15 protein-coding genes and 1 pseudogene are annotated in these 22,718 nt (G+C 50.9%); 3 read left to right on the forward strand and 13 right to left on the reverse strand.

Features of this window, described 5'->3' with window-relative positions; all coding sequences use genetic code 11:
* Positions 1-8: 8 nt before the first annotated feature.
* The 12 genes and pseudogenes from J4864_RS10850 to J4864_RS10905 all read right to left on the reverse strand — a co-directional run bounded on the left by J4864_RS10850 (position 9) and on the right by J4864_RS10905 (position 14,992).
* Entirely contained in the window at positions 9-2,318 is a 2,310-nt protein-coding gene (locus tag J4864_RS10850) for a TonB-dependent receptor (RefSeq protein WP_211814885.1), read from the reverse strand.
* A gap of 18 nt (positions 2,319-2,336) precedes the next feature.
* A complete protein-coding gene (locus J4864_RS10855) occupies positions 2,337-2,603 on the reverse strand; it encodes an SPASM domain-containing protein (RefSeq protein WP_231556696.1) in 267 nt (88 codons plus the stop codon).
* 35 nt (positions 2,604-2,638) lie between these two features.
* A pseudogene (locus tag J4864_RS10860) lies at positions 2,639-2,794 on the reverse strand (3-oxoacyl-ACP synthase); the annotation flags it as partial.
* Between the two features lie 7 nt (positions 2,795-2,801).
* Entirely contained in the window at positions 2,802-3,428 is a 627-nt protein-coding gene (locus J4864_RS10865) for a TetR/AcrR family transcriptional regulator (RefSeq protein ID WP_007367479.1), read from the reverse strand.
* Between the two features lie 854 nt (positions 3,429-4,282).
* A complete protein-coding gene (locus J4864_RS10870) occupies positions 4,283-5,920 on the reverse strand; it encodes a dipeptidase (RefSeq protein ID WP_211814886.1) in 1,638 nt (545 codons plus the stop codon).
* Between the two features lie 17 nt (positions 5,921-5,937).
* The gene (locus J4864_RS10875; protein WP_211814887.1) at positions 5,938-7,575 is read right to left on the reverse strand and encodes a M23 family metallopeptidase; all 1,638 of its coding nucleotides are present in this window, start codon (positions 7,573-7,575) and stop codon (positions 5,938-5,940) included.
* 67 nt (positions 7,576-7,642) lie between these two features.
* Positions 7,643-7,873, reverse strand: coding sequence for a hypothetical protein (locus J4864_RS10880; RefSeq protein WP_007367483.1), 231 nt, complete (start codon positions 7,871-7,873; stop codon positions 7,643-7,645).
* Positions 7,870-8,823: a DUF4296 domain-containing protein gene (locus tag J4864_RS10885; protein WP_211814888.1), complete on the reverse strand. Its 954-nt coding sequence runs from the start codon at positions 8,821-8,823 to the stop codon at positions 7,870-7,872. Before J4864_RS10885 ends, J4864_RS10880 begins: the two co-directional genes overlap by 4 nt.
* A gap of 11 nt (positions 8,824-8,834) precedes the next feature.
* Positions 8,835-9,542 carry a lipoprotein signal peptidase gene (locus J4864_RS10890; RefSeq protein ID WP_211814889.1) on the reverse strand — a complete coding sequence of 236 codons (708 nt, stop codon included), beginning with the start codon at positions 9,540-9,542 and terminating at the stop codon, positions 8,835-8,837.
* Positions 9,542-9,925: a TraR/DksA family transcriptional regulator gene (locus J4864_RS10895; protein ID WP_007367486.1), complete on the reverse strand. Its 384-nt coding sequence runs from the start codon at positions 9,923-9,925 to the stop codon at positions 9,542-9,544. Before J4864_RS10895 ends, J4864_RS10890 begins: the two co-directional genes overlap by 1 nt.
* A 134-nt stretch (positions 9,926-10,059) precedes the next feature.
* Positions 10,060-13,725 carry an isoleucine--tRNA ligase gene (ileS, locus tag J4864_RS10900; RefSeq protein ID WP_211814890.1) on the reverse strand — a complete coding sequence of 1,222 codons (3,666 nt, stop codon included), beginning with the start codon at positions 13,723-13,725 and terminating at the stop codon, positions 10,060-10,062.
* An 838-nt stretch (positions 13,726-14,563) separates the two neighbouring features.
* Complete coding sequence (locus J4864_RS10905) at positions 14,564-14,992, reverse strand: Fur family transcriptional regulator (protein ID WP_007367489.1); 429 nt, start codon at positions 14,990-14,992, stop codon at positions 14,564-14,566.
* A 577-nt stretch (positions 14,993-15,569) separates the two neighbouring features.
* Here J4864_RS10905 and J4864_RS10910 point away from each other — a divergent pair.
* Positions 15,570-16,097, forward strand: coding sequence for a flavin reductase family protein (locus J4864_RS10910; protein ID WP_211814891.1), 528 nt, complete (start codon positions 15,570-15,572; stop codon positions 16,095-16,097).
* A 203-nt stretch (positions 16,098-16,300) separates the two neighbouring features.
* Here the strand turns inward: J4864_RS10910 and J4864_RS10915 are convergent, their stop codons facing one another.
* The gene (locus J4864_RS10915; RefSeq protein ID WP_211814892.1) at positions 16,301-17,875 is read right to left on the reverse strand and encodes an NAD(P)/FAD-dependent oxidoreductase; all 1,575 of its coding nucleotides are present in this window, start codon (positions 17,873-17,875) and stop codon (positions 16,301-16,303) included.
* 153 nt (positions 17,876-18,028) lie between these two features.
* On the opposite strand from J4864_RS10915, the gene thrA reads away from it, so the two are divergent.
* Positions 18,029-20,464 carry a bifunctional aspartate kinase/homoserine dehydrogenase I gene (thrA, locus tag J4864_RS10920; RefSeq protein ID WP_211814893.1) on the forward strand — a complete coding sequence of 812 codons (2,436 nt, stop codon included), beginning with the start codon at positions 18,029-18,031 and terminating at the stop codon, positions 20,462-20,464.
* 435 nt (positions 20,465-20,899) lie between these two features.
* A complete protein-coding gene (locus J4864_RS10925; protein WP_211814894.1) occupies positions 20,900-22,567 on the forward strand; it encodes a formate--tetrahydrofolate ligase in 1,668 nt (555 codons plus the stop codon).
* Positions 22,568-22,718: the final 151 nt, after the last annotated feature.

The raw sequence follows: 22,718 nt of genomic DNA on the forward strand, positions 1-22,718 counted from the left end.
AATTATTATTATTTCTCTCCTTTAATGACGGATGATTCACTGCTTGTGTTGCTGTTTATGCGTTTTGAAGCCTCCTTGTATTTTTTACCATACGATAGGTTCAGCGTAAGGTTTAAACGTATAAGATTTCTTGTTTCATCAAGATATTCATAGCGTTTGTAAGGAGCCACGCTTGAATAGTTTTCTTGTGCGGAAATATGCTTCAAAGAAAACAGATTCAGCACATCGGCAGAAAGGCTGAGTTTATTTGTCTGATAGCCAAACGACAACATGTGGCCGTCTTCATACCGATAAAGCGTTTCTCCCCAAAACCTGTCCTGCACATTCTTGCGAAACTGCCATCTCATAGTGAATTGTTTATAGTAAACAGAAACCTGACCTCCATAGTAGGGTATTGTTTTGCGGTGAGTGTATTGATTGCCATTGCTTTTACAAAATTTCAAGCCGGTATAAACTTTGAACGACAGCAGATTGCCAAAAGGCTGCCCTCCATATTCAAATTCCGCATTATAGTTCTGAAAATTCTTGTGGTTTTCCATGGTTCTGACTACCTTTTCATTATCCAGATATGTGCATTCCATGATTGGCGACTTTGAATATGTTTCATTCAAGTAGAGAGCCAATGCTGTTTTTGTGAATTTATAATTGAATACCAACGCATTATAGAAATCAATCTGCGGCTTGAGATTAGGATTACCTCGCTGTATCTGTATAAAATCTATATCCTGTGAATAGTCAGAAATAGCCGAAAGTGTAGGCATTATATTAGAGACCGACCCCTGATAACGAAGTTCGATTTTTGGAGAAACGGTATAACGGACGAATAGCATCGGACGAATCGTAAAGGTGCTTTGTTTTTGTTCTCCCACATGCATCCATCGCTGGTTCAGTCCAATGCCCACTCGGCAATAAAGTTCGCTCCATGCCTTTCCCCATTGTGCATAAGAATAAAGGTTGGTCTGGCGTTGGCCTGTGTGATGCTTCTGTGTCATATCGTTTCGGACTGAATTGTAGTCGCTTTTGGTAAACTGCTGGTTGAAGTTTGCTCCAATGGTCAAAGTTCCCCAATTCTGCCTGTTCTCGTATAATTGCGACAGCGCATAGCCTTTTTGAATCTCACGGACATTACTGCAGAATTGGTTGGATTCACTTTCGTTGTCTGCCTCCTGATACAGACGGTTGTATTTCCCTTTGTTGTATTGACCAGAGAGATTCATTACATATAGTTGATTTTCTCCTATGGGCAACTGTATATATAGTTGCGAATAAGGATTTGTGGCCGATGATTTCGCATTGTCGTATAAGTTGAGTGCTGTCCCTTTATAGTGCAAATCACTGTTCCACTCTTTATACGGTGCATTTTGGATGGCTGTCCCCAGTGAAAAGTTAATTATTTTCTTGTTCTCCTGATAGTTGTAATTGAAATGTACGTTGTGATTGTCGTATCTGTATCGTCCAGGATGCCCCAGTTCGGTTCTCGAAAAGTTCTCATTTTGCAGATTAAAGTCCTCTTCATATTCCCTGCTGAGGTGTTTCCAATTGCGGTATGCCATATTGTAGTCTAATGAAAACTGGCTGTTCCAGCGGTTGAATTTCAAGGAAATGTAGTCCTCTCCGAAACTCGTTAAAAGCCCCTGCCACAAAGAAAGGTAAACCCTTGCGCCAACTTGGTCGTTTTTGGTAATAAAATCCAAGACCACGTCTGCATTGCCATACCGTGCTTCCGGCGTGTCGTGGTATTCTACGCGCTGTATAATTTCCGGGGAAAGTGCAGCAATTTCAACGGCTGATACCTCCCTTCCGTTAAGCAATGTCTTAACGCTTCCGCCACCGTTCAGTGTCAGGCTTTTTGTTAGTGGGTCAACATTAATCCTCGACAGGTTCATCTTGTCAAGCATAACCATAGCGTCAGGACTGTTTCTTTGAAATTCATTGGGGAAAATTCTCTTGCTTCCATTTTGAAAACTTATGCTGCTTCCCACAACGGTAACTTCGTCCAACGTAGTAAGACTGTCTTTAAGGAACATTGTCCCAATGTTCAGATCCTTTGTTATGCGGTCTATCTTTATTGTGTCAGTAGTATATCCGACATGTGATGCAACCACATAATAAAAATTGTTTTTTGCGAGATTTGAGAATGAAAACATTCCTTTCTGTGTTTGTACGGCAGAGACAACCGTATGGCTTTTGGTGTACAGCTCTACATTGGATTCAAGGGTGTCACCATTCTCGATGAGGACTTTTCCAATAATAGAATACTGCGCATTTATGTTGCTAAATGTGCAAACCATGAACGCGAACAAAAATAGTCTTTGCATATAGATTATATTAAAATTTCAGATAGAAGGTGTTTTAATCCTCAGTTTATCCAAATGTAAACAAATACATTTTTCTATTACTCCGTTATCTTTGTAGAGTGAGCAAATGTCAAAATTCCCATTGTCAAACATATTCTTGATTCGATAAAAGGCGCATCCTCCCATGCAAATAGGTATAAATTCGCAATCCTTACATTTTTCATCTTCAAAACAATTGGCTGATAATACATATTTTCGTATTAAATCTTTGTTTTTGAAGTCTTGATCGTTAATATAACCAATTATTTTCTTGCTATCTCCAAGTTCATTCCAACATTTATATAACTCGTTTTGATGCCATTTTGTCTAAGGACAATGGAACGAACCCTTGACGGATTTCCACCAATTTTTCCGATATAGTCTTCCATATCCTCATTGGCGATGGGAGAATTAGGAAGATATGCCGATACGCTATTGATATATGCTGCTTTTTCCATAGGAATATTATTTGGTTATTAAATAGTATATTGTGTATATTTGCTCTTTCAATTCGGAAATAGAAAGTTGGCTGCTCAATGCACTTCTGTATGACAATCCAAGATATATATTTCTAATGGAAGATATAATCTTTTCTGTTTCCACAGTTTGAGTAATCTCTCCTTTCTGTTTGGCAAGCTCTATCACCTCTTTCCACTCAAGGTTCTTTCTATTCTCATATTCTTGAAATTTCTCTTTCCAATCCGGGTAGTTGTCTTTCAGATACAAGATAAATGACATGAAATTGGCAGGAGTGACTGTGCCTTTTGTCATTATAAGAAATGATTTCATACGGCGACCGATGTTTTCTACACGATTATCAATGAAGTCCTTTAATGGTGTCGAGCTTGTAAGTTCAAGAAAGTCTGTAGCATCATTTGTCAAGAATTCAAATACAAACCTATCAACGGCATGATTGAATATATCCTCCTTATTCTTGAAGTGATGAAACATATTGCCACGAGAAATGCCGGTAGCTTCCACTAAATCCGAAAATGATACAGCTGCATAACCTTTTTTCAGAAACAGCCTGAACGATTCATTAAGGATAATGTCCCTTTTGCTTATGCCTTCTTTATCTATTTGTTTTTCCATTATTTCATTATACTAGAATTAGAACAGAACGTTCGTTCTGTGTTTATAAGTGCAATATTATGCAAATTATTTCAATCTGCCAAATTTTTCGGAGGATTTTTCTCCAAAAAGTTTCATTTTTCTTATTTTGCAATGCAAAAGAGTTGATTCTGGGTATTTTTTGCAGGCTTAATAATTAGGCTGAAAATCCCGTCAAATTCCTCCCATTAGACTTTGTATGTGATTATTTTTTAGGTGTGTTTCCTATTTATTTCCGTAAAAGCACACTGTTTTCATCAGAAAAGCATTATCTTTGCACAATCAATTTAAGTGTTCTTTGAGGCATTGCAGAATAAAGAAGGAGAAAGAAACTCGCTCGTTTCCAAGTCGTAACCCATTTATCCTTTATTCATTCTTACTCTATTGATTATCTGAAAGATACAAATTTATTGAATCTTTCACTCGCATAGTCCGTATTATGCCTTCAAGACTTTGGAGAAGCAGGCGGCTTTCATCGGAAAAGAATGTTCACCTTTGTTTTTGGCGACAGGCTTTTTCCAACCGGGCGGCGGAATGCAAATGTGTGAGCCTTCAACTCGAGTGGTGTCGACCCTCAACACGACAGGGGGCGATCCCCAGCACGGTTGGTGTCGGGCATCAATACATCGCCGGCAGGTGGGAAGCCTGCGTCCTTCCTGTCATTGCGTCATATATAGCAGGCAGCGGGTGACCAGCCTATACGGAGACTGTCTGCCGGACAACGGTGGCCAGGGGCGGTCTGCCGGATGGTGTTCCATCTTCCGGCACACAGAAAGGGAGGGTGACTGTCCTGACTTGGCAGGCGGTCATCCTCCCTTTCCGTATTGCTTTCCGATTTACTTCTCTGGCATGACGAGTTTGTCACCCGTCTGCCTGATCAGTTCTCTTTTGAAAAATTCACTGTAGCCCGGACGCTGTACCCGTTCCCCGAGCCCGGTCGCTGTGCGGAGGAACTTGCCGTCTTTTTCAGGCTTGACAGCCATGTCGTTGAATTTCACAATCATGTAGATTGCCAGCTGCCGCCAGCGTGCAATCATCTCGTCGCTTTTCTGGATGGAATAGTCGTTGAGATATTTTACAGCTGCCGCCTTGTCACTGGCATAGAGTGCCTGTGCCTTGGCTTCCACATCTTTCTGTGCTGCGAAATAAGAGTTTTCGAGCGAGTCGCGCACCTCTTTCAAGGCCGGGAAAAGCTGTGAATAGCGGGGATAGGTCATGTTGCTGACCCAGTTGCATACCCAAAAGGCATTCTTGTCAGAGAAGGTCACGGCATCGGCGCCGGGTGTATTGAAGCACTCGGCACGCTTCGTGTTGCTGCAATAGATCGGCACGTAGGCCACCATGTTGCCGTCGTCGTTGCCGAACCACAGGATTCCTCCGATTTCACGTGGCAGCCAGGAACGGAGCTGTGCGACATAGGAGAAGGCGGTCTGCTGAGTAGAAGTAGGACGCTCGTTGAAGCATTTCTTCCCGTCTACCTCGAACTGGAGCGGAGTAGGGCGGTAGGGGGAGTTCCATATTCCCTGGGCAATGTCCTTGTCGAGTGCCAGCGGTGTTCCCTCATAGTGGTCGCGCATGCAGCTCTCCATCATGGCGACATCGAGCTTCTTGTCCGGTGCGATCCAGAGCGGCATATCCTCTGCCTGTTCGTCTCTGCCCAGCGCCCAGGGGATCCAGCGGGACATGTCCTTGAAGTGGTTGAAGAAACTCCATACGCGGGCATCGCACCAGCGGCGGCCGGTGAAATCGGGCTTTGCATAGGCCATCTTCCAGTTGAAGTCCTTGTCCTTGCCTGTGAACCAGCCCTTTGAGCGGGCAAAGCTGATGCAGTTCTTTGAAGTGATGACCTCGGTGTCATAGGTCGAGAACTGACCGATACGGCTCTGGTTGGCGTGAGCGGAGATCATCCCGTCGGGGATGCGCACGGCCACCCATACCACCTTCTGTTTCTTGTCACCGCCGCATCCCTGCATCTCGAGCAGCCAGGCCTCGTTGGGGTCGGCGATGGTGAAGGTCTCGCCTTCAGAATTATAGCCGTAGGTCTCTGCCAGCGAAGTCATGATTCTGATGGCCTCGCGGGCGGTCTTGCTGCGCTGCTGACCGATATACATCAGTGAACCGTAGTCGATTGTCCCCGACTTGTCGACCATCTCTTCACGTCCGCCATAAGTCGTCTCGCCGATGCTGACCTGGTATTCATTGATATTTCCGATGACGTTGTAGGTGACTGAAGCCTCGGGGATGAAGCCGTGGCTTTCGTGCGTGTCATAGTCGATGATTTCCCGGCGTTCCCCCTTGGCATGTGTGCCGGCAGGATAATGGCACAGGTTGGTGAACAGGCCGTAGTCGTCGGCATTGTAAGTCACGAGGACAGATCCGTCCTTTGTCGCTCCCTTGGTTGCAATGAAATTGGTACACGCATGGGCATACGCCATCATGGAAAGGAAGAACAGTGTTGCAAATGTTTTCTTCATAATCTGCAATTTAAGAATTAATACTTTATCTTGGTCATGTATTCATGTCGGTTGTCCCGGTTGTCGACGGCTATGACCTTCAGCGTCCGTTCTTTTCCTGTAGGACGGACGGGGGTGTCGGCCAGGTCGCAGAAGAAGACTTCCTTGTTCTTTCCGAATGCCAGGAGGATGAACTTCCCGTCGACATAAGCCTCGTATCCTTTCAGCCCGCTCCCCGTATCGGTTATCTTGAAGAAGAGGTGGTGCGGGTTGAGGTTCATCCGTGTAATTGCCGGCGAGGTTTCATCAGACGCTATGTAATAGACATTCGACAGTTCCCGCAGTCGTCCTGTCACCCAGCCGTCGGCATATTCACCACCGCAGAACGATGCCGGTGCAGCAGCCCCCATGCCCGTCCGCATGGCAATATACAGTTTCTTGGGATTACGGACTACGCCTGCCGGCTTGATGCTTATCCGTGCGTAGTGGAATAGCGGGAATGACGCTTTAGAAAAACTATAACCCATTGACAGTGCCCCGGCGGCATGGAAGTATTGCGGCTGGATCCAACTGTCCTTTGCTAGCAGTCCTCTCGGGATGTTCAGTTGCACGCCGTCAGCCTTGAAGTGGTTGTCCTTGGCATAATAGAGCGGACTTGCCCCTTCCGGACGGGCAGGCTTGGGGATGGCTTCCGGTTCACCGCGCACGACGAATTCCTTGACCGTCTGGTTGCCGAAGACATCGCTTATCACGTAGCGCAGGTGATAGTCGCGCTGCTGGTTGAAGTTGATGATGCCCCTGTCTTTCCCTGCCCGCAGGACAGGAAGCGTGTTGCCGGGTTCGATGTACGATTTCATGAACCAGATCTTGGTGGACAGGAAATGGTCGTAATCGCCCCATGAGTTCACCATCCGGTGGCAGCTTGTCGGGATGTCGTTCACGTCGGAGGTAAAGACGAGCCTGCCGTCACAGTACAGGTGCGTATAGCGTACGCCGTAATTGTTGTACACGCCGTCCATGTGGTCGTTGGCTCTTACGCCGAAGCCCACCTTGCCCCATGCCTGGAAATGTCCTTTGTCGAAAGTGAAGATGCGTGAGGAAGGGGAATGCTGGAAGACCCCCTCGCCCGGCTGCGGATATGTCTTGAAGGCATAGACGGCCGGTGCCGTCCTGTCTTTTACAATCTCTTTGAGGAAGTTGAGCGGATCGCAGAGGTTGTCGTTCTTCGTCCTGTGCATCTCAAGGTGGATGTGCGGCCCCTGCGACGAACCTGTGTTTCCGCTGAGAGCGATGAGCTGTCCCTTTGCGACAGGGAACTCCCCCCGGGGAAACTTTATGTCGCAGGCATATTGGCGGTGTGCATACTGCCACTTGCGGACGGCAGCTTCTATCTGTGGTGCAAAGCGGTTGAGATGGAAATAATAGCTTGTATAGCCGTTCGGGTGGGCGACCATCAGGGCATGACCTTCACCATATTTCTCGATGACGGCTCCGGAAATGTAGCCGTCGGCGATGGAGTAGACCCCGAGGTTGACTTCCCTGTCGGTCTTGACATCAATCCCTCCGTGAAAGTGATTGGGGCGGGGCTCGCCGAAGTTGCCTGCCAGCTGTACGGGGATGTGGACGGGCGATCCGAAAGGCAGTGCGGATAATAAAAGATTCACTAACAGGATCATTCGCTATCAGATTTTTGTCTTATTCTATGTTACGGTTCAATCATGCTTGCCGAAACGGAGGGAAGGATCATTCCAGCAGTGTGTCTCCTTTGTAGGCCCTGGGCTTTCCCTCGTCGTCGAGACGTACGGTGATGGTGCCGGATAACCATTCTGTCATGGGTTGTTCTGCGGTGAAAGGGAAGGTCATCTTGACGATGCCGTCTTCTATCACTGCTATGCCCTGTTCGATCAGGCCTTCAGGGAGTTCGATTGCATGGGCTCCGATGCGTCTTATCGTTGTCTTTTTTTTCTTCGTCATGAGCGGTTTCTTTCTGGTATGCCGCGTTCTCTCATCGCATCTGCCGGTGTCCTTGCCGGTGGTGCGGCAGGCTGCCCGGGGATGGCCTGTGGGTTGACAGGCTCGCCGCCGATGGTGCGTATCGGGTCGGGATTCTGTAAAGAGTCGGCGTTCTGCACACCTTCTCCGCGCCGGATGTGCATTCGCACGAGGTGGATGTTGCTCAGGACAAGCATCTTGAAGGTTGTCGTGGGCTGCTGTCCCCTCAACATCAGGAAGTAGCCGCGTATATCCTTGATACGTAGGGAGTCGCCTGAATCGATGGTCATGGTCTGATGAGAGTCGGACGAGATGTGCTGGTATTGCGTGTTGATGCTGTCATTGGAGTAGGTGACAGCCAGCACGACGACTGCATCCCGCATGCCATCCTGTATCAGGAACTGCGAGTCGAAACTCAGCAGCAGGCGGTCGCCCTTGTGGTAGGCCGTGTCCGCCTTGATCTCGAAGGTCTCCCGGTCTACAGGAGCGTAGGGGGAGAGCACCAGTGAACGGCTGCCATGCCAGATGTCGGTCGTGTCTCCCTTTGAAGTGATGTCGCCGTATTGGGCCAGTTCACTCTCGGATGCGCCCTGTGCTCTTGCTTCGTTTTCAAGCCGTTTGGTTAGGTCTACATAGATGTCGTGCAGTTTCTCTGTATGGCGCATATAATACTGAAGCGACCTGTCGAACTTCTCTTCCGATACGCCATACTTCTTCATCACGGCCAGCTTGAAGGCCTTTTCCCTTACGGCAGTATAACCGTCACGGCTCACCATTGCCATCGACAGATGGTAGTCGTAGAGCATGTCTTCCATTTCCGAAGGCTGGATATACTCCGAAGGAATGGCCGGCTTGCAGCTTGCAAAGAAGACTGCAGGTACAAGCCAGCAGAGCAGGGCACACAAACGCCCCCGATGTCTATTCCTTGTCATCTGACGTATGATTATCTGCATTGTTCTGATTGTCGGCAGCCGTCCCTGTCGGCGGCAGCCGCCTTGTTGTCTGCGACCGGTCTGCTGCCGGCCGGAACCCAGCCGTTGAAGTCCTTGCGGAATGCGAGGAGAATGGTCATTACTCCAATGGAAATACAGGAATCGGCAAAGTTGAAGACAGGTGAGAAGAAGACAAAAGACTCGCCCCCCCACAGCGGAATCCAGTCTGGGAATGTGCCATGAAAGAGGGGGAAATAGAGCATATCGACCACTTTTCCCATCAGCACCGGGGCATACCCTTCGCCCCATGGGACGAGTGTCGCCGGCGTTGCACCCTCTATGTAATAAGGTGCTGAGGCGGTGAAGATCTGTCCATAGAAGATGGAGTCGAAGATGTTTCCTGCGGCACCGGCAGTGATCATGGCCAGTACGACGATGTATCCCGTCCTTGCTCCTTGTCTGATACGGTCGGTTATGTACCAGACAAGGAAGACGATGGCAATGATACGGAACAGGCTGAGGAAGAGTTTGCTTCCCAGCTCCATGCCCCATGCCATACCCACGTTCTCGATGAACTCTATCTGGAACCAGTCGAAGATATGGATGGACTCCCCTAAATTCATGTTCAGCTTGACAGCCACCTTGATGACCTGGTCGATGGCGATCAACAGGACAATCAGTATGGCGGCTGTCAGAGCTTGTTTCTTCTGTTTGCTCATCAGTGGTTTTTGTTTGCTATCTTGGATGCAACGCTCAATGTTGCATGAGGCACTATGCGCAGGCGTTCCTTGGGAATCAGCTCTCCCGTGATTCGGTCGATGCCGTAGGTCTTGTTGTTGATTCTGACGAGTGCGGCCTGCAGTGCCTGGATGAACTTCTGCTGGCGCTGTGCCATCTGCACCAGCTCCTCCTTTGTCTGGCTTGAACTGCCTTCTTCCAGTGCCTTATACGTCGGCGACGTGTCGTCCACGTCATTCGTATTCTTGTTCATCAGGATTTTCATCGTTTCCTCATAGTCGGATTTGGCAACAGACAGTTTGTCATTCACAATCGAGCGGAACTCCTCGAGCTCCTCATCGGTATAACGCTTTTTTGTTTCCATAAAGTAAAATTGAATTAGGTTTATTGAATATGATCAGTAGAATACAGGAGCAGAGGCCGTCTCACAAGAAGACATCTTGCCTGCTGAGAAAGAGCTTCCGGGCGCATTTGCCAATGCCCCCGGAGCCCATGGCTTTAGTTCTTTCGTATGTCGATATGCAGTCTGAAGTCATCGAATTCGACCTCCGTACCGTTGTTTTCGCCAAGAGTGACATCATCGGCAAGCACCTGGGTCCTGATCAGTTCGCCGAATGACTCGACTGCTGCCGCCGCCGCCTTGTTCGGTTCAATGACAACGGCAATGCGGTCGGTGATTTCAAGTCCGGATTCCTTGCGCAGGTTCTGGATACGGTTGATCAGCTCTCGTGCCATACCCTCGCGACGGAGTTCGTCTGTCAGTTCAACCTCAAGGGCCACCGTCAGATTCCCCTCGTTGCTGACCAGCCACCCCGGGATGTCCTCCGAGATGATTTCCACATCGGCTGCCTCCACTTTGACCGGCTGACCTTCTACCTCGAAGCAGAACTCGCCGGATGTCTCCAGTGTGGCGATCTCCTCCTGTGTCAGTTCGTTCATGCGGGCAGCGACCTGCTTCATCAGCTTGCCATATTTCTTGCCCATGACACGGAAGTTACACTTCACCTTCTTTACAAGAACGCCCTGACCTTCAACGAATACGAGCTCCTTCACGTTCACCTCGTGTCTGATAAGATCGGCCACAGCCTCTATGTGCTTCTTCTGTGTTGCGTCAACAGCCGGTATCATGATCTGTGCCAGTGGCTGACGCACCTTGATGTTCACCTTGCGGCGAAGGGCGAGAACCATTGATGTGATACGCTGTGCCATGTCCATACGTGCTTCAAGGTCAGCATCGATGACAGCCTCGTCGGCCACTGGCCAGCGGTCGAGATGGATGCTCTCGAGTTCTCCGCCGAGGTCCTTGTAGAGCTGGTCGGCATAGAACGGAGCGAAAGGCGCCAGCAGCCGTGCAACGGTCATCAGACTGGTGTACAGCGTGTCGTAAGCACTCTTCTTGTCAGCACTCATTTCCTTGCCCCAGAAACGTTTGCGGTTCAGGCGGACGTACCAGTTGCTGAGGTCGTTGTTGACGAAAGCGTCAATCAGCCGGCCGGCACGTGTCGGGTCAAAGTTCTCCAGCTCATGGGTAACGCCCTTTATGAGTGAATTGAGTTTGGAGATGATCCAACGGTCAATCTCCGGAGCACCGGCCTTCACCGCTTCGCAGGTTGCGGCATCATATCCGTCAACGTTCGCATAGAGTGCAAAGAAGCTGTATGTGTTGTATAATGTGCCGAAGAACTTGCGGCGGCACTCGTCAACTCCCTCCGGGTCGAACTTCAGGTTGTCCCATGGTTCGCTGTTGGTCATCATGTAGAAGCGGACAGGGTCGGCACCGTATTTATGCAGCATCTCGAACGGATCGGTCACGTTCCCCACGTGCTTGCTCATCTTGTTGCCCTTGGCATCGAGCACAAGGCCGGACGAAATGACATTCTTGAAGGCGACAGAATCGAACACCATCGTCGCAATGGCATGGAGCGTGAAGAACCAGCCGCGGGTCTGGTCGACACCCTCATTGATAAAATCGGCCGGGAAGAAAGCCGGTGGAACGGCTGTTCCTTCGTAGGTGGAGTGTACCAGTTCCCTGCGGTATTCGGCTTCGGTCTTGCCTGTGGCCTTCAATCCTTCTGCATTGATCTCGCCCTCGAACGGATAATGCAGCTGGGCATAAGGCATGGAACCGCTGTCGAACCAGACATCGATAAGGTCTGCCTCCCGGTGCATGGGTCTGCCCTCCTCGTTTACAAGAACAATCTCATCCACGTAAGGACGGTGCAGATCAATCCTGTCGTAATTCTCCTGGCTGAAGTCTCCCACGACGAATCCGGCTTCTTTCAGCGGATTCCTGTCCATCACACCGGCGGCGACAGCCTTCTCAATCTCATTATAAAGCTCCTCTACCGAACCGATGCACTTCTCGCCGCGGTTCTCGTCACGCCAGATCGGCAGCGGAGTGCCCCAGAAGCGTGAACGGCTCAGGTTCCAGTCGTTCAGGTTCTCCAGCCAGTTGCCGAAACGGCCGGTACCTGTCGACTCCGGCTGCCACTGGATGGTTCCGTTCAGTTCAACCATGCGCGCTTTCCTTGCCGTGTCCTTGATGAACCAGCTGTCAAGCGGATAATAGAGGATGGGTTTGTCGGTACGCCAGCAGTGGGGATAGTTGTGTACGTGCTTCTGGATGTTGAAAGCCGTTCCCTCCTGCTTCATCTCCATGCAGATGACGATGTTCAGGTCTTCCGCCTTTTCTGAGGCCTTCTTGTCCCAGATGCCATTCGGATTGAAGCGCGGATCGTAGGCATTCTTCACATAGTCACCGGCATGATGGCCGTAAGCCTTTTCGTTGACACAAGCCTTGACGAAGTTTCTGTCCAGTTCGTCAATCGTGTAGTATTTCCCCTGCAGATCCACCATCGGGCGTGTTTCGCCTTTCTTTGATATAAGGTAGAGTGCAGGAATGTCGGCATCCCTGGCCACCTTGGCATCGTCTGCACCGAAGGTAGGGGCGATGTGTACGATGCCCGTACCGTCTTCTGTCGTCACGTAGTCGCCGAGGATGATGCGGAAAGCCTCGCTTTCCATCTCGACGAACCTGTCGCGGCCGTCCTCGCCCGTGAACACCTTCTCCGGATGGGCGGCAGCATAGTCGTTCACGAACTTAGGAGCAAGTTCACCGGTCTTCTCCACCGGCTTTACCCATGGCATGAGCTGCCGATAGTGCAGGCCCTCGAGTTCCGTACCCATCAGTCTGGCTACGACACGATAAGGGACGTACTTGTCGCCGCGCTCGTAGGGCGGCAGCTCGCCGCCGTCCGTTATCTCGCCTTCCGGTTTCAGATAGGCAGCGACACGGCTTGAAGCCATGACCAGCGTCAGTTTTTCAGCATCGTAGGGATTGTAGGTCTCGATAATATCGTATTCTATCTTTGGTCCTACGCAGAGTGCGACGTTTGAAGGCAAGGTCCAGGGAGTGGTGGTCCATGCCACGAAGCAGGGCTTTCCCCAGGTCTCCTTGGGAAGATCCGCCTTCTCTGCTAATACTTTCCAATCAGCAGCGGGGATGGCGAACTGCGCCGTAACGGTTGTGTCCTTCACGTCACGATAGCACCCCGGCTGGTTCAGTTCATGGCTCGAAAGGCCAGTGCCGGCAGCAGGGGAGTAGGGCTGTATGGTGTAACCTTTATAGAGCAGCCCCTTGTTGTAAAGCTGCTTGAGCAGCCACCACAGCGTCTCGATATACTTGTTGTCGTAGGTGATGTAGGGATGCTCCATGTCGACGAAGTAGCCCATTTCCTCTGTCAACTGCTTCCACTCGGCTGTGAACTTCATCACGTTCTCACGGCATTTGTGGTTGTAGTCTTCCGTCGAGATATATTTTGGGGATGCGTGGTTGTCAATGTCTTTCTTGGTGATACCCAGCTCTTTCTCTACACCTAATTCAACAGGAAGGCCGTGCGTATCCCAACCCGCCTTGCGATGAACCTGGAAGCCCTGCATGGTCTTGTAGCGGTTGAAGGCGTCCTTGATGGAACGTGCCAGCACATGGTGAATACCCGGGTGACCGTTGGCCGAAGGAGGTCCTTCGAAGAAGATGAACTGGGGATTCCCCTCTCTTTCATCGATACTTTTGTGGAAGATGTCTTTCTTCTCCCACTCTTTCAGGATTTCCTGGTTGGTACTTACAAGGTCCAGTCCCTTGTGCTCGGCGAATTTCCTTGCCATATTATCTATGCTTATTGTACTTATTTTCTAAATACCTGCAAAGATACGAATAACAACTGAAAATACCAAACTTTTAAGTCTTTCGTTTCGTCTGGCGGAGGTGGCTCTGTCTGAGATGGCCGTGGGGAAATCAAAAGCTGAAGTCCTCATGAAGGAATCTTAGGCAGATTCCGCATACATTTCCCTTAATTTTCTGTTGTAAAAAATTACCATCTGAATCCGGGATTCTTCAGTAGGATATGGATATGTTTTGGTTTTGAGCGGAAGCGGTGTCTTTATAAGTGCCAGACTGTTCGCATGGGATTTGCAAACCGCTTGTAATCAGCGGAGTGTACGCCTGATTTTAAAAGGTGCCTGATTGTGTTGCAAACGGGCGTTGGTTGGCCTGCAACTAAGCATCCCTTGAAGCCCAAGGAGTGCTTGGTTGGATGTCAACTGACGGCATATTGAAAACCAGATGATTCTTTGGAGTTGATTTAGTGGCCGCCGCGGGAGGGGAAAGCAGTCGTATGGAGGGCTTGAAATGTAAAGATGTTTTCCCTTTCGGAGCAAGTCCCCGATCGTTTCCCGTTTATCGGGATGAGCTGTTTCCACGATACAAAAATGCCCCTCCCTCTTGGTCTTCGTTGTCTGCATAGGGAGAGGGTGGAAGCTGTCGGCATACGGTGTCAGCGGAAACCGGTGTTTCCTGGAGTTGTCCCCGGACAGTTTCTGTAACAACAGCCTGACAGGATAGGGGGCATTGTCGGTCGGGCGGATGGTTATTTCCGGGCGGCAGGTAGCTCCTGTTACAGGCTTGCTCTGCAACGCATCCTTTCCCGGACGGAGAGGAAAGGGATCAGTTCACCCCTTCCTTCTTCATCGCTTCCAGACACTTGGGGCAGATTCCCTTATAATAGAGCTGGGTATCGTCAATCTGGAATCCCTTGCCGATTTCGCCCGTATAGCGCGGCATCTCCATGGCCTCAAAGTCGTAGACCTTCTCGCAGCGTTTGCAGAAGAAGTGTGCATGTGGCTCTGTAACACCGTCGTAGCATACACGGTGGTCGTCGATGGTTATCATCAGTGCGGCCCCATGTTCCGACAGCATCCTCAGCGTGTTGTAAACCGTCGTACGGCTCACCGTCGGCAGTTGCTTCTTCAGTGCCACGAACACCTCTTCGACAGTCGGATGCGTATGGTGGGCAAGTAGATACTTCATGATGGCAACGCGCTGGATGGAAGGGCGGATGCCCAATGCGATAAGTTTATTATAAGCTGAATCCACGATGATGACTTTCTTTGTTGGTTCTAATTTGAAGGATATTCTTGTTCGATTAAAATAAGGTGTCGGTTCCCGTAGGGAAACCGCGCACGATACTTTTTGCAAAGGTACGAACTTTGTATGAATTTGCAAACAATCTATTGTAAATAATACAATGCTTTAACGAATTTGACTTTAATTTACACTTCGTCTTTGTTTTTCCATCTTTTCATGCCCGTTAGCTGACAGTCTCATATAAGGTGTGTCCTGAAAATCCCATCAAAGGTATTTCTTGGAACCTCCGTAAAGCTGAAAATATCTGCTGGAGTCTGTCGTTCTGGAATATAAAATTCTTATTTTTGCAGTTGGATAGGAACTGGATGTCCTACATGGCAGCGGCTGCTGAAGCGTTCCCGAGGTTTCTCCTTCCGTTTGGCTGGTTCTCGTCTTTTAAAAAAGGCAGGGGGGGGCTATACTGCCGGAGGGAGACGGAGGAAGCTGTGTAGAGGCAGGACGGTGTAAAGGGGGGGGCCGCTCCTGTCGGTCAGGAGTGACAAGGGAGGTGATTCAGAAGACACTACAATTATAAAACGAACATATAATGAAAGAAATCAGTTACAAAGAATTGAACTTCAATCCGTTCAACCTTCTGGGGAAAGAATGGATGCTGCTGTCTGCCGGCAATGAGCAGGATGGCTGTAATACAATGACAATCAGCTGGGGACATCTGGGATGTCTCTGGGGACATAACGACCCGACTGCTGTCGTCTACCTCCGTCCAAGCCGCTATACAAAGACGTTTGTGGACCGGGAAGATTACTTTACGCTCTGTGTCATGGACGGAACCTTCAGGCAGCAGATGGCCTATCTCGGCTCCGTGTCGGGACGTAATGAAGACAAGATCGCAAAGGCCGGACTGACGAAGGTCTTTGCCGATCACAGTGTCTACTTCAAGGAAGCCAAGCTGGTCTTTGTCTGCAAGAAAGAGTATGCAGCTGAACTGCAGGAAGGCGGATTCATCGACAAGGAAATTCTCCGGCAGGCTTATCCGGCCCATGACCTCCACACGATGTATGTCGGCCGAATCGTAAAGGTGCTGGTCCGCGATGACGAGTATCTGTCCCGGTAGACCGGTGCACGGTCTTGTTTCCGGGTGTGTGTCGGATAATCAGATAGGGTGGCTCTCTGCCAGCCAAGCTGTGCCGGAGCTCCGGCAAGAAGCATGACAATGGCAGCTGTCGGCGGCCGGGGCTGTCGGGAGGTTTAGGACATGCCCCTGTGTCTGTATAAGGAGTTCCCTGCCATGTTCCGTGGGAAGCTGGGCGCAAAGCGTTACAGCTGCCGGAGGTAGGCCGCGGCCATCTCGGCGCACCGCTCGCCGTCGATGCCTGCACTGACGATGCCACCGGCATAGCCGGCGCCCTCGGCGCATGGGAACAGTCCCTCCAGACGTATGTGCATGAGGGTGTCCCGGTTGCGGAGAATACGGACCGGCGAACTCGTACGGGTTTCGGAGGCGATCATCACGGCTTCGTTCGTAAGGAAGCCATGCGCCTGTTTTCCGAAGGTTTTGAAAGCCTCCTGAAGCCGTTCTGTGATAAAGGAGGGCATCCAGAAATGGATCGGACTGGAAATAAGACCGGGTGCATAGCTCGACTTTGGGAGGTCGTACGACAGCCGGTTGTTCACGAAGTCCGCCATGCGCTGTGCGGGAGCTGTCTGGCTGCGGTTGCCCTGTTGCCATGTGTCATGCTCCAGCTGCTCCTGGTAGTGCATGATGCGGAGCAGGTCGTCTCCCTCCACGTCTTCCGGTTCGAGCTGGACGACCATTCCCGAGTTGGACCATTGCGTGCCGCGGTTGGCAGGGCTCATCCCGTTGGTTACGGTCTGTTCCGGACCGGTAGCCGAGGGGATGACGAATCCGCCGGGACACATGCAGAACGAGTAGACACCACGCCCCTGCACCTGTGTCACGAACGAGTATTCAGCCGTCGGGAGATATTTTCCTTTTCCGTTCTTGTTGTGATACTGTATCTGGTCGATCAGCCGGGCCGGATGTTCCAGACGTACTCCCACGGCAATTCCCTTTGCTTCCATCTCAATGCCGGCGCCGGCAAGATAGCGGTAGACATCCCGTGCGGAGTGTCCGGTAGCAAGAATCACCGGGCCGTGGAACGTACGCTTTGTGCCGGTTGCCTCCCGGTTGTCGACGGCTTCCACGCCCACGACTTTGCTGCCTTCGAGCAGCAGGGAGGTCATCTTGGTCTGGAAATGTACCTCGCCTCCGCAGGCAAGAATCGTGTTGCGCATGTTCTCGATCACACGAGGGAGCCTGTCTGTCCCGATGTGGGGATGGGCATCGGCGAGGATGGAGACCGGTGCGCCGTGCTGGCAGAAGACATTGAGGATCTTGTCGACAGGTCCGCGTTTCTTGCTGCGCGTATAGAGTTTTCCGTCCGAGTAGGCCCCGGCTCCGCCCTCTCCGAAGCAGTAATTCGACTCCGGGTCTACCGTCTGCGTCTTCTTTATCGAGGCAATGTCTGTTTTCCGGTCGCGCACGTTCTTTCCGCGTTCGAGGATTATCGGGCGCAGGCCCAGCTCTATGAGCTTCAGCGAAGAGAACAGTCCGGCAGGCCCTTCGCCCACCACGATGACGGCAGGGCAGCTGCTCACATCCCGGTATTCGGTCTTCACGAAAGCGTCATCCTGCGGGAACTCATTGATGTAGACACGGACTTTCAGGTTTACAAAGATGTCACGGTGACGTGCGTCAATCGATCGTTTCAGGGTGCGTACCCGGTAGATCGTGCGCTCGTCAAGTCCTTTTTCCCGGGCAATATATGCCTTCAGATTGTCCTCGTCATAGGCTGCCTGTGGTAAAACCCGCAGCTGGTATTCCTCTGTCATAATCGTGCTGTTTCTTCTTATAGCCACAAAATTAGTCAAATATATTGAGAAAAACGTTGGCAATTGGGATATTTCTTGTTATTTTTGCGCCCAAGTCCGGCCTTTCCATCATTGTAAAAGGGAGGCGGATGATAATCCCAAAAGCCATCAGCAATGAAAGTATTGAAGTTTGGAGGAACATCCGTAGGTTCTGTTTCGAGTATTCTCAGCCTGAAGAATATCGTGGAGCGGGAGGCGAAGCACCAGCCTGTCATCGTGGTTGTCAGTGCCTTGGGCGGCATCACCGACCAGCTCATAGCCACATCCCAGCTCGCTTTGAAGGGCGATGAAGGCTGGCGGACGGCATTCGATGCAATGGTTGACCGCCATCACAGGATGATTGATGCCGTCATTACCGATCCGCAGGACCGTGAGAAGCTGTCCGGCAAGGTGGATGCCCTCTTCGAGCAATTACAGTCTATTTATTACGGTGTCTTCCTCATCCACGACCTCAGTCACAAGACACAGGACACGATTGTAAGCTACGGCGAACGCCTCAGCTCGAACATTGTGGCCACGCTCATCGGGGGTTCCAGGTGGTTTGATGCACGTACATTCATCAAGACCGAGGAGAAGCTGGGCAAACGGAGTCTCGACACGGAACTTACCAACAGGCTTGTCTCGGCGGCCTTCTCCGACCTTCCCCGCATCTCCCTCGTCCCGGGTTTCATCGCACAGGACCGAGACTCGGGCGACATCACCAATCTGGGACGTGGCGGAAGCGATTACACCGCTTCGATCCTCGCCGCCGCACTCAATGCCGAAGTGCTGGAAATATGGACGGATGTCGACGGATTCATGACCGCTGATCCCAGAGTCATCAAAGGAGCCTATACCATCAATGAGCTTTCGTATAAAGAAGCCATGGAGCTCTGCAACTTCGGAGCAAAGGTCGTCTATCCGCCGACGATATACCCTGTGTGTGTGAAGAATATCCCCATCAGGGTGAAGAATACCTTTCACCCGGAAAGAAAAGGGACGGTCATCAAGTCGCACATAGAGAACAATGGGAAACCCATCAAGGGCATATCGTCCATCAAAGACACGACGCTCATCACTGTGACCGGTCTGTCCATGGTGGGAGTAGTGGGGGTCAACCGGCGCATTTTCAGTTCGCTTGCCGACAACGGAATCAGTGTCTTCCTCGTTTCGCAGGCTGCATCAGAGAACAACACCTCTATCGGCGTGAAGGACGAAGATGCCGTGCAAGCCGTGAATGTACTGAACGAGGAGTTCCGGCTTGAGATAGAGGACGGACGGATGTTCCCCATGCATGCTGAGAGCGGTCTTGCCACCGTGGCCATCGTGGGAGAGAACATGAAGCGCACGCCGGGCATCAGCGGAAAGCTCTTCGGCACGCTCGGACGGTCGGGAATCAGCATCATTGCACTGGCACAGGGTGCGACGGAAATGAACATCTCCTTCGTTGTGCGGGGGACGGATCTGCGCAAATCCCTGAACGTACTGCACGATTCGTTCTTCCTGTCCGAATACAAGGAGCTGAACCTTTTTATATGCGGTGTCGGTACGGTGGGCGGAAAACTCATCGAGCAGATCAAGAACCAGTATGAAGAACTGAAGCGGCATTCCCATCTGAAACTGAATGTCGTGGGAATCGCTTCATCGCACAATGCCATCTTCAATCGTGACGGACTGGACCTTGACAACTGTCTGGAAGATCTCCGGGCAAGCGAACCGTCCAGTCCAGAACATCTGCGTGATGTGATTCTCGGGATGAACATTTTCAACTCGGTGTTCGTCGACTGCACTGCCTCCAAGGAGGTTGCGGCTCTTTATCAATCGCTCCTTGAAAACAACATATCGGTCATTGCGGCCAACAAGATAGCGGCTTCCAGTGCTTACGAGAACTATTGCCGGCTGAAGCAGACAGCCCTCCAGCGTGGGGTGAAGTTCCGTTTTGAAACGAACGTAGGTGCCGGTCTGCCGATTATCGGGACGATCAACGACCTGCGCAATTCAGGAGACAGGATATTGAAGATAGAGGCGGTCCTGTCCGGCACGCTCAACTTCATCTTCAACGAAATCAGTGCGGACATTCCTTTCTCGGAGACGGTGAAACGCGCAAAGGAGCAGGGATACAGCGAACCGGATCCACGTATCGACCTCAGCGGAACGGATGTGATCCGCAAACTGGTCATCCTTACACGCGAGGCTGGCTATAAGGTGGAACAGGAAGATGTGGAGAGACACCTCTTTGTCCCTGATGAATATTTCAAGGGATCGGTGGACGGCTTCTGGAAGCATCTGCCCGAACTTGACGCAGACTTTGAACGGCGTCGCCGGAAACTCTCCGAAGAGGGGAAACGCTGGCGGTTTGTGGCGACGATGGAACACGGCAGGGCAAGTGTGGCGCTGAAGGCGGTCGATGCACTCCATCCTTTCTACAACCTCGAAGGATCCAACAACATTGTCCTCCTCACCACAGAACGTTACAAGGAATACCCCATGCAGATACAGGGCTACGGTGCCGGCGCTTCCGTGACTGCTGCGGGCGTGTTCGCCAATGTCATGAGCATTGCCAATATATAGTCTCCTGTTGCCCCGGTATGCATTTCCTTTATGGTAAGTTCTGAAAGTTTCCCTTGATGGCTTTTTGTCTTTCAGGCGGGCAGACTCCGCTTTTTTTCTTGAAAGAGCATGGCGGGCTATGCGAATGAAAGAACGAACTGAAGCGACCACATAAAGACGGAAAGGTACGGAAAGTTGACAGAAATCCTGTCTGCGACAGACCGACATGGAGTTTTCAGAACAGGCCTTGTCAGCCTGTATCATCCGGCCATCCGCCTCTTGCCTGTATGTATGTCGTGCAGGGGAGGGACTTCTCTTCTCGCTCCTGCTGTACGCATCGAAGCCTATGCCGTTTAGGTTTTACCGGACAGTAATGATAAAAAATCTCCATTCGAAGGTGATATTCATTTTTTTTTTCTATCTTTGCCCACATAACTTAACGTAAAAAATATAACTATGAAATCAGACATTGAAATCGCTCGTTCATGTAATATGAAACGGATCGAGGAAGTTGCAGCGACGGCAGGAATCCCTGCGGAAGTATTGGAACATTATGGCAAGTACATGGCAAAGATTCCTCTCTCGTTGATCGATGAGGAACGCGTAGCCTGCAACCGCCTTATTCTTGTCAGCTCCATTTCTCCCACACGTGCGGGAATCGGAAAGACAACGGTCAGCATTGGTCTGTCCATGGCACTCAACCGCATCGGGAAACGCTCTATGCTTGCCCTGCGCGAACCGAGCCTCGGCCCCTGTTTCGGTATGAAAGGTGGAGCCGCCGGCGGCGGTTATGCCCAGGTAGTACCGATGGAGAAGATCAACCTCCACTTCACGGGCGATTTCCATGCCATTACGAGTGCGCATAACATGATTGCCGCCTTGCTCGACAACTATATCTATCAGCACCGCAGTGAAGGGTTTGCGCTGAAGCAGATCTTGTGGAAACGCGTGCTGGATGTCAACGACCGCAGTCTTCGCAATATCGTGACGGGACTGGGGAATACGACCGACGGACTGCCGGCGCAGTCAGGCTTCGACATTACGCCGGCCAGTGAAATCATGGCGGCCCTGTGCCTTGCGGACAGTGAGGATGACCTCCGCCGGCGGATTGAGAACATGGTCTTGGGCATAACTTTCGAGGACAAGCCTTTCACGGTATGCGACCTCGGGGTGGCCGGAGCGATAACCGTCCTGCTGATGGATGCCCTCAAGCCGAATCTCGTACAGACGCTTGAGGGGACTCCGGCGCTGGTCCATGGAGGGCCGTTTGCCAATATCGCCCATGGATGCAACAGTCTGGTCGCTACGAAGATTGCAATGTCTCTGAGCGATTATGCGGTGACGGAGGCCGGCTTCGGTGCGGATCTCGGTGCAGAGAAATTCCTGGACATCAAGTGTCGTAAGGCTGGAATCCATCCTCGTATTACGGTGCTTGTCACTACTTTACGCGGCTTGAAGATGCATGGAGGACTCGTCGGCGGCGAATCGCACGAGCAGGAGCGGCAGGCTCTTATCGAAGGTTTCGCCAATCTCGACCGTCATGTCAAGAACATGCAGCGTTTCGGGCAGCCTGTTGTGGTGACATTGAACAGATACGGTGATGACAGCGAGGAAGAGATCGCATTGCTTTCCGAGCATTGCAGGATGCTGGGCGTAGGCTTTGCCGAGAACAATGTGTTTGCGCAAGGCGGAGAAGGTGCAGAAGAACTGGCCCGGCTTGTCGTAGAGACGATTGACAGGCAGGGGGCGAAGGAGATCCGCATGGCATACGCGGATGATGACACCATCGAAGAGAAGGTGAACAGGATCGCCAAGAACATATATGGTGCCCGTTCTGTTATCCTCAAGAAATCGGCAGAAAAGAAACTTGCCCGTATTCGTGCCTGGGGGATGGAACGCTTCCCTGTCTGCATTGCCAAGACACAGTTCTCGTTCAGTGAAGACCCCAAGCAGGTGGGTGCTGCCAAGGACTTTGACATTACCATCCGGGATTTCGTAATCAACGGCGGTGCGGAAATGATTGTGGCTATTGCCGGAGACATCATGCGTATGCCGGGGCTTCCGAAGATTCCGCAGGCGGAGAAGATCGATATTGTGCATGGACAGATAGAAGGACTGGCTTAGCATGATCCGCTGACTGTCCGTTTGTATCGGAGACGGTTCTGACAGTTTCAGAACCGTCTCTTTTTTTGCCTCAGGTAGACTTTCTACAGATTGAGTAAAACTGAAATCTGAAACCTGAATCTTCAGCATTTGCAGTATTTTTATACCTGCT

It is taken from the genome of Prevotella multiformis (assembly GCF_018127985.1).
Classification (GTDB): domain Bacteria; phylum Bacteroidota; class Bacteroidia; order Bacteroidales; family Bacteroidaceae; genus Prevotella; species Prevotella multiformis.

Excerpts from the sequence above, each read along its gene's own strand:
- J4864_RS10850 (WP_211814885.1), bottom strand. The coding sequence starts at position 2,318 with ATGCAAAGACTATTTTTGTTCGCGTTCATGGTTTGCACATTTAGCAAC.
- J4864_RS10865 (WP_007367479.1), bottom strand. The coding sequence starts at position 3,428 with ATGGAAAAACAAATAGATAAAGAAGGCATAAGCAAAAGGGACATTATC.
- J4864_RS10870 (WP_211814886.1), bottom strand. The coding sequence starts at position 5,920 with ATGAAGAAAACATTTGCAACACTGTTCTTCCTTTCCATGATGGCGTAT.
- J4864_RS10875 (WP_211814887.1), bottom strand. The coding sequence starts at position 7,575 with ATGATCCTGTTAGTGAATCTTTTATTATCCGCACTGCCTTTCGGATCG.
- J4864_RS10880 (WP_007367483.1), bottom strand. The coding sequence starts at position 7,873 with ATGACGAAGAAAAAAAAGACAACGATAAGACGCATCGGAGCCCATGCA.
- J4864_RS10885 (WP_211814888.1), bottom strand. The coding sequence starts at position 8,823 with ATGACAAGGAATAGACATCGGGGGCGTTTGTGTGCCCTGCTCTGCTGG.
- J4864_RS10890 (WP_211814889.1), bottom strand. The coding sequence starts at position 9,542 with ATGAGCAAACAGAAGAAACAAGCTCTGACAGCCGCCATACTGATTGTC.
- J4864_RS10895 (WP_007367486.1), bottom strand. The coding sequence starts at position 9,925 with ATGGAAACAAAAAAGCGTTATACCGATGAGGAGCTCGAGGAGTTCCGC.
- ileS (WP_211814890.1), bottom strand. The coding sequence starts at position 13,725 with ATGGCAAGGAAATTCGCCGAGCACAAGGGACTGGACCTTGTAAGTACC.
- J4864_RS10910 (WP_211814891.1), top strand. The coding sequence starts at position 15,570 with ATGAAAGAAATCAGTTACAAAGAATTGAACTTCAATCCGTTCAACCTT.
- J4864_RS10915 (WP_211814892.1), bottom strand. The coding sequence starts at position 17,875 with ATGACAGAGGAATACCAGCTGCGGGTTTTACCACAGGCAGCCTATGAC.
- thrA (WP_211814893.1), top strand. The coding sequence starts at position 18,029 with ATGAAAGTATTGAAGTTTGGAGGAACATCCGTAGGTTCTGTTTCGAGT.
- J4864_RS10925 (WP_211814894.1), top strand. The coding sequence starts at position 20,900 with ATGAAATCAGACATTGAAATCGCTCGTTCATGTAATATGAAACGGATC.